The organism is Streptomyces sp. 3330 (assembly GCF_031456635.1).
GTDB lineage: Bacteria > Actinomycetota > Actinomycetes > Streptomycetales > Streptomycetaceae > Streptomyces.
The window spans coordinates 96,751-109,737 of the sequence record NZ_JAVDVA010000004.1 but is presented as its reverse complement, the minus strand read 5'-3'; the positions used below and the strand labels follow the sequence as shown (position 1 = coordinate 109,737).

General features: G+C 72.0%; 11 protein-coding genes. 3 read left to right on the top strand and 8 right to left on the bottom strand.

The window, feature by feature from the left end:
- Positions 1–60 precede the first annotated feature (60 nt).
- Positions 61–1,353 carry an MFS transporter gene (locus tag J2X68_RS08585; RefSeq protein WP_310431856.1) on the top strand — a complete coding sequence of 431 codons (1,293 nt, stop codon included), beginning with the start codon at positions 61–63 and terminating at the stop codon, positions 1,351–1,353.
- A 43-nt stretch (positions 1,354–1,396) separates the two neighbouring features.
- Here the strand turns inward: J2X68_RS08585 and J2X68_RS08580 are convergent, their stop codons facing one another.
- Complete coding sequence (locus tag J2X68_RS08580; protein WP_310432134.1) at positions 1,397–1,873, bottom strand: Rrf2 family transcriptional regulator; 477 nt, start codon at positions 1,871–1,873, stop codon at positions 1,397–1,399.
- Positions 1,874–2,056: 183 nt separating this feature from the next.
- On the opposite strand from J2X68_RS08580, the gene J2X68_RS08575 reads away from it, so the two are divergent.
- Positions 2,057–2,788, top strand: coding sequence for an NAD(P)H-binding protein (locus J2X68_RS08575; RefSeq protein WP_310431855.1), 732 nt, complete (start codon positions 2,057–2,059; stop codon positions 2,786–2,788).
- 113 nt (positions 2,789–2,901) lie between these two features.
- Here the strand turns inward: J2X68_RS08575 and J2X68_RS08570 are convergent, their stop codons facing one another.
- From J2X68_RS08570 to J2X68_RS08545, 6 genes are all read right to left on the bottom strand, one after another.
- Positions 2,902–3,570, bottom strand: a complete 669-nt coding sequence (locus J2X68_RS08570; protein ID WP_310431854.1) for a potassium-transporting ATPase subunit C — start codon at positions 3,568–3,570, stop codon at positions 2,902–2,904.
- A gap of 5 nt (positions 3,571–3,575) precedes the next feature.
- Positions 3,576–5,672: a potassium-transporting ATPase subunit KdpB gene (kdpB, locus tag J2X68_RS08565; RefSeq protein WP_310432133.1), complete on the bottom strand. Its 2,097-nt coding sequence runs from the start codon at positions 5,670–5,672 to the stop codon at positions 3,576–3,578.
- A gap of 29 nt (positions 5,673–5,701) precedes the next feature.
- Entirely contained in the window at positions 5,702–7,366 is a 1,665-nt protein-coding gene (gene kdpA, locus J2X68_RS08560; RefSeq protein WP_310431853.1) for a potassium-transporting ATPase subunit KdpA, read from the bottom strand.
- A gap of 6 nt (positions 7,367–7,372) precedes the next feature.
- A complete protein-coding gene (gene kdpF / locus J2X68_RS08555; RefSeq protein ID WP_037722934.1) occupies positions 7,373–7,462 on the bottom strand; it encodes a K(+)-transporting ATPase subunit F in 90 nt (29 codons plus the stop codon).
- Positions 7,459–7,647: a hypothetical protein gene (locus tag J2X68_RS08550; protein WP_310431852.1), complete on the bottom strand. Its 189-nt coding sequence runs from the start codon at positions 7,645–7,647 to the stop codon at positions 7,459–7,461. The genes kdpF and J2X68_RS08550 overlap by 4 nt, the downstream gene beginning before the upstream one ends.
- Before the next feature lie 63 nt (positions 7,648–7,710).
- The gene (locus J2X68_RS08545) at positions 7,711–10,176 is read right to left on the bottom strand and encodes a SpoIIE family protein phosphatase (protein ID WP_310431851.1); all 2,466 of its coding nucleotides are present in this window, start codon (positions 10,174–10,176) and stop codon (positions 7,711–7,713) included.
- Between the two features lie 136 nt (positions 10,177–10,312).
- Here J2X68_RS08545 and J2X68_RS08540 point away from each other — a divergent pair, with 136 nt between their 5' ends.
- On the top strand, positions 10,313–12,379 hold the full coding sequence (locus J2X68_RS08540) for a SpoIIE family protein phosphatase (protein ID WP_310431850.1): 2,067 nt from the start codon (positions 10,313–10,315) through the stop codon (positions 12,377–12,379).
- Here the strand turns inward: J2X68_RS08540 and J2X68_RS08535 are convergent.
- Complete coding sequence (locus J2X68_RS08535) at positions 12,360–12,980, bottom strand: TetR/AcrR family transcriptional regulator (RefSeq protein WP_310431849.1); 621 nt, start codon at positions 12,978–12,980, stop codon at positions 12,360–12,362. The genes J2X68_RS08540 and J2X68_RS08535 overlap by 20 nt on opposite strands.
- Between the last annotated feature and the right edge of the window lie 7 nt (positions 12,981–12,987).

Genomic DNA, 12,987 nt, shown 5'->3' with positions numbered 1-12,987 from the left:
CCCCGAGACGGCCGCGCCGCACCCCCGTCCCCCTCCCGACACGCCAGGTGGAGTTCCCGCATGCCCGCACCCGTGCCCCCGCTCCCGTCCCCGCCGCTCGCCGCCGCCGCGGCCGCGCCGTCCGAGCAGCCCGTGTCCGGAGCCGGCCACCGGCTCCGCATCACCCTGCTGATGGCCGGCAGCTGTCTGCCCATCCTGGGCGCCGTGCTCATCGCCCCCGTGCTGCCGCGGATGCGGGACCACTTCGCCGGCACACCCGGCGCCGAGGCGCTGGTCCCGATGGCCCTGACGATCCCGGCACTCTCCCTGGCACTGCTGGCGCCCTTCGCCGGCGTCGCCGTCGACCGGCTCGGCCGCAAACGTCTCCTCGTGATCGCCACCGTGCTCTACGCCGTCGTCGGCACCGCCCCGCTGTGGCTCGACTCCCTGGGCGCCATCGTCGCGAGCCGCGCCCTCGTCGGCGTCGTCGAAGCCGCCATCATGACCTGCTGCACCACACTGATCGGCGACTACTACTCCGGCCGGCAGCGGGACCGCTACCTGGCCCTGCAGACGATGTGCGCCTCGATCTCCGCGACGGCCTTCTTCGTCCTCGGCGGCGCGGCGGGGTCGGCCGGCTGGCGCACGCCGTTCTGGGCCTACGCCGTCAGCCTGCTCCTCGCCCCCGCCATGGCGGCCTTCCTGCCCCGGCCCTCCGGCACCACCACCGTCCCCTCCCCCGGCGTGCCCGCCGACCCGACCGCCGCCCCCTCCCCCGGCGCCCTCCCGGAGCCCGCCGGGCGGTCGTTCCCCTGGCGGCCGCTGGCCGGGACGTGCGCGCTGAGCGTCTTCGGCGCCGTCCTGTTCTACGCGGTCCAGGTGGAGATGGCCTTCCTCCTCGACGACATGGGCGTGACCGACCCCGGCGTGATCGGGCTCGCCATCGCCGCCTCCAGCATCGCGACCGTGATCGGCGCGGTCGTCTTCACCCGGCTCGGCCGCGCCCCGGAGGCCTGGCTGCCCGCCGTCTTCGCCCTGTGCGCGCTCGGCTTCGCCGTGATCTGGCTCGCTCCCGGCCCCGTCGTGCTGACCGTCGGCGCCATGATCAACTGCTTCGGCGGCGGCATCATGCTGCCGAGCCTGCTGACCCTCGCCCTGTCCAGGCTCGACTACGCCGACCGCGGCCGCGGCACCGGACTGTGGACGGGCTCCTTCTTCATCGGCCAGTTCGTCTGCCCCCTCGTGGTCCTGGCGCTGACCTCGGCCGTCGGCAGCCTGGCGGGAGCACTGGGCGTACTCGCCCTCGCCGGAACCGCCGGGGCGATCGGACTGGGCCTGGCCGGCCGCCGGCGGGCGCCCCTCACCGCGCGGTGACGCTCCCGTACGTCCGGCAGGCGGGTCGCCGGCCGCTCCGGTCTCAGGAGTCGGCCGGGATCAGCCAGGCGCCGATACCGGCGAGGGCGCCGCTGCCGTAGTCGGACTCGACGTCGCCGGCCAGGTCGGCGATGGTGACGGACCCGAGGGACGCGCGCCACGCGGACTCGGCGGAGGCCATGGCGCGGGAGATCGCGCACGGCGCGGTGCAGGCCTCGGGCGGACTCGCCATCGGGCCGCGTCGGCGGATCTCCGTGCAGACGAACGCCGGGCCCGGCCCGTCGATCGCCTCGACGACGTCGAGCACCGTGATCAACGCGGGCGACCGGGTCAGGACGTAGCCGCCCGACTTCCCCTGGACCGCCTGCACGAGCCCCGCACGCGACAGGGCCTGGAGCTGCTTGGCGAGATAGCTGGGCGGGACGTCGTGCAGCTGCGCGAGGCGCGCCGCGGGGACCGGCTCCGCCACCGAGGTCAGCACGACGCAGCAGTGCAGAGCCCACTCCACGCCACCGGACATCTTCACGCCCTCACCCTACCTGCGCGCCATTGACGCGGACATCTGATGTCCGAGTATGATCCCGGATAGAAGGTGTCCGAGTTAATGCGCGGGCACGGCGACGCCATGACGGCGGTGGTTACATGAGCCGCATACGTCACAGGCTTCGCATAACGGCCACGGTCATCGAGGGAAGGGCAGAACATGAAGTTCGCAGTCATCGGCGGCACCGGGCTGATCGGGTCGCAGGTCGTGGAGAACCTCAACGGCGCCGGACACACGGCCGTCCCGCACTCCCCGTCCACGGGAGTGGACCTCATCACCGGCCAGGGCGTCGAGGCGGCGCTCGCGGGCGCGGACGTCGTCCTGAACCTGTCGAACTCGCCGACCTTCGACGAGGCCTCGCTCGCCTTCTTCCGGACCTCGATGGACAACCTCCTCGCCGCCAGCGAGAAGGCCGGGGTCGGCCACTTCGTCATCCTCTCCATCGTCGGCGTGGACCGGGTTCCCGCACTGGACTACTACCGGGCCAAAGTGCTCCAGGAGGACATCCTCAAGGCCGGGGCCGTCCCCTACTCCATCGTGCGCGCCACGCAGTTCATGGAGTTCATGGACGCGGTGCTGTCCTGGACCGCCGACGGCGACACCGTCCGCCTGCCCGCCACCCCCGTCCAGCCGATCGCCGCCGCGGACGTGGCCCGGTTCGTCGCCGAGACGGCCGCGGGCACACCGCTGAACGGCGTCCTCGACATCGCGGGCCCCGACCGCTACCCCCTCGACGAACTCGGCCGGCTCACCCTCGCCGCCAAGGGTGACCCGCGGACCGTGGTCACCGACGGAAGCGCCGGCATGTTCGCCGCGGTCGACGGCGACGTCCTCACCGCCCCGGCCGGCGCCCGCATCGCCCCTACCCGCTACACCGACTGGCTCTCCTGACCCGCCCGCGAGGCGACGGCGCCTCGCGGCGGGCCGCCCCTCGCGACGGCCGGAGCCGGCGGACCCGGTCCACACCTGGATCCGCCGGCTCCCCCGCGCCGCGCGCGGCGCCGTCAGCCTTCGGCCACGAGGTCCTTCAGCGCGATGTTCAGCTCCAGGACGTTGACCCGGGGCTCGCCGATGAAGCCGAGGGTGCGGCCGTCGGTGTGCTCGTCGACCAGCCTCCGGACCCGGTCGACGGACAGGCCGTTGCGCTCGGCGACGCGGTGCGCCTGGAGGTCCGCGTACTGCGGGGAGATGTCCGGGTCGAGGCCGGATCCGGAGGAGGTGACCGCGTCGGCGGGCACGTCCGAGGGGCTGACCTTGTAGCCGGCCGTCGAGTTGTCCTTGACGACGGCCGCCTTCGCGGCGGTCACCCAGGCGATCAGTTCCCTGTCGTCCGCGGACCGGTTGGTGGCGCCGGACAGCAGGAGCCTGTACCGGGTGTTGACGCTGTTGGCGCCGAGACCGTTCCGCGGGCGGCCCTGGAACCACTTCAGGTCCGGCTCCGGGGTCTCCTGGCCCTTCTTCAGCGGCAGGTCGTAGGCCTGGCCGATGAGCGAGGAGCCGACGACCCTGCTGTCCGCCTCGATCTCGGAGCCGTTCGCCTTGTCGCCGAACAGCCCCTGGGCGACGCCGGTGACGGCCAGCGGATAGAGGACACCGGTCACCAGGGTCAGCACGAGCAGGGCGCGCAGGCCCGCGCCGAGCAGCCGGGCGGTGTTGGTGAGGGAGTTGTTCATGGCGTTCAGCCGATCCCGGGGATGAGGGAGATGAGCAGGTCGATGAGCTTGATGCCGACGAAGGGCGCGACCAGGCCGCCGAGGCCGTAGACCGTCAGGTTGCGGCGGAGCAGCTTGTCCGCGCTCACCGGCCGGTACCGCACGCCCCGCAGGGACAGCGGCACCAGCGCGATGATGATCAGCGCGTTGAAGACGACGGCGGACAGGATCGCGGAGTCCGGGGAGCTCAGACCCATGATGTTGAGCCGGTCCAGACCCGGGTAGACCGCCGCGAACAGCGCCGGGATGATCGCGAAGTACTTCGCGACGTCGTTGGCGATCGAGAACGTCGTCAACGCACCCCGGGTGATGAGGAGTTGCTTGCCGATCTCGACGATCTCGATGAGCTTGGTCGGGTTCGAGTCGAGGTCGACCATGTTGCCGGCCTCCTTCGCGGCCGACGTGCCGGTGTTCATCGCCACCCCGACATCCGCCTGGGCCAGCGCGGGTGCGTCGTTGGTGCCGTCACCGGTCATCGCGACGAGCTTGCCGCCCGCCTGCTCCCGCTTGATGAGCGCCATCTTGTCCTCGGGAGTGGCCTCGGCGAGGAAGTCGTCGACACCGGCCTCCTCGGCGATCGCCTTCGCCGTCAGCGGGTTGTCACCCGTGATCATGACGGTCCTGATGCCCATCCGGCGCAGCTCGTCGAACCGCTCACGCATCCCGTCCTTGACGACGTCCTTGAGATGGACGACGCCCAGCACCCGTGCTCCGTGGGCGTCCTCGGCAGCCACCAGCAGCGGGGTCCCGCCCTCCGCGGAGATCCGGTCGGTGAGCGCGCCCACGTCCTCCGGCACCTCGCCGCCCCGCTCCCGGACCCAGGCGGCGATAGAACCGGCCGCGCCCTTGCGGATCCTGCGCCCGCGGACGTCCACGCCCGACATCCGGGTCCGGGCGGTGAAGGCGATCCACTCGGCGCCGGCCACCTCGCCCTGGTGGCGCTCCCTCAGCCCGTACCGCTCCTTCGCCAGGACGACCACGGAGCGGCCCTCCGGCGTCTCGTCGGCCAGGGACGACAGCTGGGCCGCGTCGGCGAGTTCGGCCGCGGTGGCGCCGCGCACCGGCACGAACTCCGACGCCTGACGGTTGCCGAGCGTGATGGTGCCGGTCTTGTCGAGCAGCAGGGTGGAGACGTCTCCCGCGGCCTCGACCGCACGCCCCGACATGGCCAGCACATTGCGCTGCACCAGCCGGTCCATGCCCGCGATACCGATCGCCGACAGCAGCGCGCCGATCGTGGTGGGGATGAGGCAGACCAGCAGCGCCACCAGCACGACCATCGTCAGACGGGTGCCCGCGTAGTCCGCGAAGGGCGGCAGCGTGGCCACCGCCAGCAGGAAGGCGATCGTGAGCGAGGCCAGCAGGATGTTCAGCGCGATCTCGTTCGGCGTCTTCTGCCGCGCCGCGCCCTCGACCAGGCCGATCATGCGGTCGATGAAGGTCTCGCCCGGCTTCGTCGTGATCCTGACGACGATCCGGTCGGACAGGACCTTCGTGCCGCCGGTGACGGCGCTGCGGTCCCCGCCCGACTCGCGGATGACGGGCGCCGACTCGCCGGTGATCGCCGACTCGTCGACGCTCGCGACGCCCTCGACGACGTCACCGTCACCCGGGACGACGTCACCGGTCTCGCACACGACGAGGTCGCCGATCCGCAACGCGGCGCCCGGGACCCGTTCCTCGGTGTCCCCGGCGAGCCGTCGGGCCACGGTGCCGGTCTTGGCCCTGCGCAGGGTGTCGGCCTGCGCCTTGCCGCGGCCCTCGGCCACCGCTTCCGCCAGGTTGGCGAAGAGCACGGTCAGCCACAGCCAGGCGCTGACGGTCCAGCCGAACCAGTCGCCCGGGTCCTTGACGGAGAAGACGGTGGTGAGCAGCGAGCCGATCCACACGACGAACATCACGGGCGACTTGACCATCACCCGCGGGTCGAGCTTGCGGAAGGCGTCCGGCAGCGACCTGATCAGCTGCCCGGGGTCGAACAGGCCCGCGCCGACCCGGCCCCGGCCCTGGTGACCGGTCGGCACGTCCTGGTGCGGCGCCCTCGTCGGGGCTGCTGTGGACATCGCGTCCTCTTGCTTCGTCGCGTGGATCGTCATGACGCCAGCCCTTCGGCGAGCGGTCCCAGCGCGAGCGCCGGGAAGTAGGTCAGGCCGGTGATGATCAGGATCGCTCCCACCAACAGGCCGGTGAACAAAGGCTTTTCGGTGCGCAGGGTGCCCGCCGTCCGCGGGACCGGCCGCTGCTCGGCGAGCGAGCCGGCGAGCGCCAGCACGAACACCATCGGCAGGAAGCGGCCGAGGAGCATCGCCAGGCCCAGGGTGCTGTTGAACCACTGGGTGTCCGCGTTCAGACCGGCGAAGGCCGAGCCGTTGTTGTTGGACGCCGAGGTGTAGGCGTAGAGGATCTCGGAGAAGCCGTGCGCGCCGGAGTTGGTCATGGAGTGGCCCGGGGTGGGCAGGGCCATCGCCGCGGCGGTCAGGACGAGCACCAGCGCCGGGGTGACGAGGAGGTAGCAGGCCGCCAGCTTGATCTCGCGGGTGCCGATCTTCTTGCCCAGGTACTCGGGGGTCCGGCCGACCATGAGGCCGGCGATGAACACCGCGATGACCGCCATGATCAGCATCCCGTAGAGGCCGGAGCCGGTGCCGCCGGGCGCGATCTCGCCCAGCATCATGCCGAGCAGGGTGATGCCGCCGCCGAGGCCGGTGAAGGAGGAGTGGAAGGAGTCCACAGCGCCGGTCGAGGTCAGCGTCGTCGACACCGCGAAGACGGACGAGGAGCCGACCCCGAAGCGGACCTCCTTGCCCTCCAGAGCGCCCCCGGCGATCTGGAGCGCCGGACCGTGATGGGCGAACTCGGTCCACATCATCAGGGCGACGAAGCCGACCCAGATGACGCCCATGGTCGCGAGGATCGCGTAGCCCTGCCTGACGGAGCCGACCATGATGCCGAAGGTGCGGGTCAGCGCGAGCGGGATCACCAGCAGCAGGAAGATCTCGAAGAGGTTCGTGAACGGGGTCGGGTTCTCGAAGGGGTGGGCGGAGTTGGCGTTGAAGTAGCCGCCGCCGTTGGTGCCCAGCTCCTTGATGGCCTCCTGGGAGGCGACCGCACCGCCGTTCCACTGCTGCGAGCCGCCGAAGAACTGGCCGACCTCGTGGATGCCGGAGAAGTTCTGGATGGCGCCGCACGCGACCAGGACGACCGCGGCGACGGCGGCGAGCGGCAGCAGGATCCGGACGGTCCCGCGCACGAGGTCGGACCAGAAGTTGCCCAGCTCACCGGTGCGGGAGCGGGCGAACCCCTGTACGAGAGCCATGGCGACGGCGATGCCGACCGCCGCGGAGACGAAGTTCTGCACCGCGAGACCGGCCGTCTGCACGACGTGGCCCATGGCCTGCTCGCCGTAGTAGGACTGCCAGTTGGTGTTCGTGACGAAGGACGCGGCGGTGTTGAACGCCTGGTCCGGGTCGATCGACCGGAAGCCCAGCGAGCCGGGCAGACGGCCCTGGAGCCGCTGGAGCAGATACAGGAAGAGGACGCCGACGGCCGAGAAGGCCAGCACGCCCCGCAGATAGGCGGGCCAGCGCATCCCGGTGTCCGGGTCGGCGCCGATGCCCTTGTAGATCCACTTCTCGACGCGCCAGTGCCGGTCGCAGGAGTAGACCCTGGCCATGTGGTTGCCGAGGGGGACGTAGGCGAGCGCCAGCGCCGCTATGAGGGCCAGCAGTTGGAGTACGCCGGCGAGGACGGGACCCATGGCCGCTCAGAACCTCTCCGGGAAGATCAGGGCGAGGACCAGATAGCCCAGCAGGGAGACGGCCACGACGAGGCCGACGATGTTCTCGGCGGTCACAGCTCGCTCACCCCCTTGGCGACGAGGGCCACCAGCGCGAAGACCGCGAGCGTGATGACGACGAAGGCCAGATCGGCCATCGCGAACTCCTTGGAGAGGTTCGGAAGAGGTACGGACAGATCGAGGGAACACCGTCCGTGGCCGGAAACGACCGTCGTTGACGCGTCCCTAACGAGGGCGCCCACGCCTTTGACGCGGCTCTTACGGCCGTCGGCCGGAGCGCGGGGTCCGCAGGGGGGCGGACCGGGTCAGGGGAGTTCCTGCTCGGCCCAGATGATCTTGCCGTCGGCCGTGTACCGGGCGCCCCACCGGTGGGCGAGCTGCGCCACCAGGAAGAGGCCGCGGCCTCCCTCGTCCGTGATCCGGGCATGCCGCAGCCGTGGGGCCGTGCTGCTGGCGTCGGAGACCTCGCAGGTCAGGCGCGCGTCGAGAAGCAGCCTCAGCCGTATGGGCGGTGTGGCGTAGCGCACGGCGTTGGTGACCAGCTCGCTCACGATGAGCTCGGACGTCATGGCCAGGTCGCCCAGCCCCCAGGCCTCCACCTGCCGGGTGGCCCGGGCCCGGATGTCGGCGACGGCGGCCGGGTCCACGGGCACGTCCCAGGAGACGACGTGGTCGGCCCTGAGGGCGTGCGTGCGCGCCAGGAGCAGGGCGATGTCGTCGGGCTGGGGCACCGGCACGAGCTGTCGCACCGCCGAGGTGCACAGGGACGCCAGGTCGGCGTCGGACCGGGCCAGCAACTCGCCGAGCCGGAACATGCCCTGCTCGATGTCCCGGTCGGCCCCCTCCACGAGGCCGTTGGTGTAGAGGCCGATCAGGCTGTTCTCGGCGAGCTCGATCTCGGTGGCTTCGAACGCCATCCCGCCGAGCCCCAGCGGAGGCCCGGGCGGCGGCTCGGGGAACGACACCCGCCCGTCGGGGGCGACCACGACGGGCGGCGGGTGCCCGGCCCGGGCCATGGTGCACCGTCGGGTGACCGGGTCGTAGACGGCGTACAGGCAGGTCGCCCCCAGGAAGGCGGTGGCGCTCTGCTGGGCGGCGGCCGTGTCGTCGGCCCGCTCCACGCTGAGCCGGAGCACGAGGTCGTCGAGGTGGGCCAGCAGCTCGTCGGGGGGCATGTCCATGTCGGCGAGGGTCTGCACGGCGGTGCGCAGCCGTCCCATGGTCGCGGCGGCGGCGATGCCGTGCCCCACGACGTCGCCGACGACGAGACCCACCCGGGCCCCGGACAGGGGGATCACGTCGAACCAGTCGCCGCCCACCCCGTCCGTCGGGTCCGCGGGCAGGTAGGAGGAGGCCAGTTCGAGGGCCGTTCCGCCCGCCAGGGCGTGCGGCAGCAGACTGCGTTGCAGGGTGACCGCCGCCGTGTGTTCCCGGGTGTAGCGGCGGGCGTTGTCGACGCAGAGCGCCGCCCGCGCCACCAGTTCCCGGGCCACCAGGACGTCGTCGGACCGGAACGGGACGGGGTTGAGGGACCGGACGAAGGTGGTGAGGCCCAGGGCGGTGTTCCGGGCCCGCATCGGCACGGAGATGAGCGAGTGCAGGCCGAACTCGCGGATGCTCGCCGCCCGCTCGGGCTGTTCGGTGGTCCACAGATCGTCGGAGGGGTCGAGCACGGGGATGAGGATCGGCTCGCCGTCGATGAGCAGTCCGGCGTCGTGCGGCGGGGGCAGGAAGTCCACCCGGTCCCCGATGCGTGCCACGGCCTCCGGGCAGCCCTCGCGCACCGAGCACATCCCGGCGCGGCGCATGACCGGCCGTACGGGCGCCGGTCCCGCGTCGGTCAGCCAGGTGCCGTGTCCCTCGGTGCTGAGCACCGGTTCCAGCAGATCGACGATGACGAAGTCCGCGAAGCCGGGCACGGCGAAGTCGGCGAGCTCCTGGGCCGTGCGCATGACGTCCAGGGTGGTGCCGACGCGGGTCCCGGCCTCGTTGACCAGCGACAGCAGCCGGCGGGCGTTCCACCGCTCGGTGACGTCCTGGACCATGTAGCAGACGCCGGTGGCGGAGCCGTCGTCGCCCACCAGCGGAAAGAACGACGTGGAGTAGGCGTGCCGGCGGTGCGGGTCGGCCCAGCTCCAGCCCAGGTACTCGTAGTCGGTGACCGGGACCCCGGTCTCCAGCACCTTGCTCATCAGCCCTTCGAGGGCGACCGCCTGGAGTCCGGGCAGCAGGTCGCTCAGCCGGCGTCCCAGGCGCTGTTCGCGGGGCACCCCGCCGAAGCGTTCCAGCGTGTCGTTCAGCCACACATAGCGCAGCTGGAGGTCCATCACGGCCATTCCGACCGGGGACCGGGTCAGGAAGCCGTCGAGGACGGACTGGCCCACCGTCCACTGCTGGGTCCGCTTGCGCGCCGAGAGCAGGAAGCACTCGTCGTCGCCGATCCGAAAGGAGGCGGACACCCGCAGGTCGACGTCGAGGAGACGGCCGTCGCGGTGCCGTACGGAGATGACACCGCTCCATCCCATCCCGGCCCGGCAGCGCGCCGCGACGCCGGCGACCCGCGCCGGGTCCCGGTCCATCGCCACCAGCTCGGCGGCCGAGCGGCCGACGACCTCCGCCGCGGGCCGGCCGAGCAGCGCCTCCGCACCGCGCGTCCAGCCGGCCACGGCGCCGTCCGCGGACACGATCGCCGCCGCGTCGGTGGACGCGTCGAGGAGGTCGCGCGGTCCCGCGGGCGTCGGGGCGTCGAAAGCTTCTCGCGCAGAATCCATGGGTTCCGTCCTTTACACGACCATGGTCCTGCTTGTCCGCCCGATGCGCACGGCGCCGCCGGCCGGCTCCGCGGTCCCCCGGTTTTCGGACTCGCCGAACCGGGGGCAGCATGGAGGTACAGGAGGAGGCTCCGCGATGACAGCCGAACCCATGCGGTCGGGCGGTGACGGGTACGGCCCCGACACGTCCGCGCCCACCGGTCTGCTGGACGTGCTGAGCGTGTCCGCGATGGTCGTCGACATCGACGGCCGCATCGTGTTCTGGACCCCCCAGGCGGAGGATCTCTTCGGCTACACCGCGCAGGAGGCCCTCGGCAAGTACGCCGCGCGGCTGCTGATCCACCCCGAGCACCTCCAGTCCGTGGTGCGGCTGTTCGCGGACGTGCTGGAGACCGGCCGGAGCTGGGCCGGCGCCTTCCCCGTCCGGCACAAGGACGGCAGCAGCCGCCTGATGGAGTTCCGCAACATGCGGCTGCAGGACGACCTCGGGGACGTCTACGCGCTGGGCATCGCCGCCGACCACAATCTGCTCCAGCGCGTCGAGACCGATCTGGCGCTGTGCGAGCGGCTGATCAACCAGTCGCCGATCGGTCTGGCCCTGCTGGACCCGGATCTGTGCTACCTGCTGGTCAACCCGGCGCTCGAACGCATCGACGGCATCCCCGCCGAGGACCATGTCGGCCGCCGGCTCAGGGAGGCGATGCTCCTTCCCGACATCGACACCATCGAGTCCGCCCTGCGGCAGGTGCTCACGACCGGCACACCGCTGCTCGACCAGTACCACGTGGGCCGCCCGCCGACCGACCCCGACCACGAACACGCCTGGTCCCTGTCCTTCTACCGCCTGGAGGACCCGGGCGGGCGGGTGCTGGGCGCGGCCGCATCGGTCGTCGACGTCACCGAACGGCACCGCGCCGCCGCGGAGGCCGACCGGGCCCGGCGGCGCCTCGCGCTCATCGCCGAGGCCTCCACCCGGGTCGGCACCTCGCTGGAGGTGGACCGGACCGCACGCGAGCTGGCCGACATCGCCGTCCCCCAGCTCGCCGACGTGGTCGCCGTGGACATCCTGGACGCCGCCCTGGCCTGCCGCCGCTCACGGCGGCCGGACAACGGTCCGGAGCTCTTCCGCGCCCTCGCGCTGAAGGCGGCCCACCCCACGGTGGCGCTGCGCGCCGCCGACTCGCCGGGCGACGTCGCGGCCTACGAGGGCGACCGCCTGGTCACCCTGTGCGTGCACACCGGCCGACCGGTGCTGGTGCGGCACGTCGGCGAGCAGGACATCCCCCGGATCGCCCGGGACGCCGAGGCCGGCGCGCTGCTGGCCCGGGCCGGGGTCCACTCGTATCTCGCGGTGCCCCTGATCGCCCACGGCGAGGTGCTCGGCGCCCTCGACCTCAAACGCACCCGCAACCCGCTGCCGTTCGACGAGGACGACGTCATCCTGGCCGGTGAACTGGCCGGCCGCGCCGCCGTGGCCATCGACAACGCGCGCTGGTTCCAGAGCGTGCGCAACACCGCCCTCACCCTCCAGCGCAGTCTGCTGCCCGACCACCCGCCGCATCACACCGGTCTGGAACTGGCCTCCCGCTACCAGCCCGCCCAGGCGACCAGCGAGGTCGGCGGCGACTGGTACGACGTCATCCCGCTGACCGACGACAAGACCGCGCTCGTCGTCGGGGACGTGATGGGCAACGGCATCGACGCCGCCGCCACCATGGGCCGGCTGCGCACCGCGACCTGCGCCTACGCGGACCTCGACCTGGAGCCCGGTGACGTGCTGAGGCACCTGGACAAGATCACCTGCGATCTGGAGCACTACATCGTGACCTGCCTGTACGCGGTGTACGACCCGCGCACCGGGCAGTGCCGCATCGCCAACGCGGGCCACATGCCGCCCGCGCTGGCCGGTCCGGGACACGATCCGAAGCTGCTGGAGCTGCCCGCCGGAGCCCCGCTCGGCGTCGGCGGCGTCCCGTTCGAGACCACCACGGTCGAACTCCCCCCGGGCGATCTGCTCGTCCTGTACACGGACGGCCTCGTGGAGACCCGCCTGCACTCCATCGACGACCGGCTGGCCGTCCTGCTCGGCTTCCTGGACGAGCCCGGCCGTCCCCTCGAGGAGATCTGCGACCTGCTGCTCTACGGCCTGCGCCACCCCGACGACCACGACGACGTCGCCCTGCTCATCGCCCGGACCCTGTAGCGGGCGCGTCGGCCATGACCAGGCCCGCGATGTGGGCGGTGACCGTGTCGAGGATGTCGGTCCACGCCGTGTCGTCCCCGAGCACGAGGTAGTTGAGGGTCAGGCCGTCGGTCATGGCGGCCAGATAGCGGGCCAGGACGGGGACCGGGACGCGCAGCCGGAGATCCCTGCCGCCGCGGAGCTGCTCGATGAGCTCGGTGTAGGCGGCGCCGTACAACTCGTACTGCCGACGGGCCAGTTGTCCCAGTCCCGGCTCGCGCAGGGCGTACTGGGTGAGCTCGTAGGTCAGCATGTGCTCGTCGGGGTGGGCGCGGACGTGGTCCCAGTACGCCTGGAAGCCGGCCCGGACGGTCTCCTCGAGGGTGGCCCGCGGCCGCAGCGCGTCCTTCACGACGCTCACCGAGTGGTCGGTGAGCGTCGTGATGACGGACTCGACGAGGGCCTGCTTGGAGTCGAAGCAGTAGTGGAAGACGCTCAGGGACACCCCGGCCTCGGCGGCGATGGACCGGGTGGTCGTCCTGGGGACGCCGTCCCGGGCCATCGCTCTGATCGCCGCCTCGGTCAGCTGCCGACGCCGTTGCGCCGACGGCATACGTGCCATGTGCATC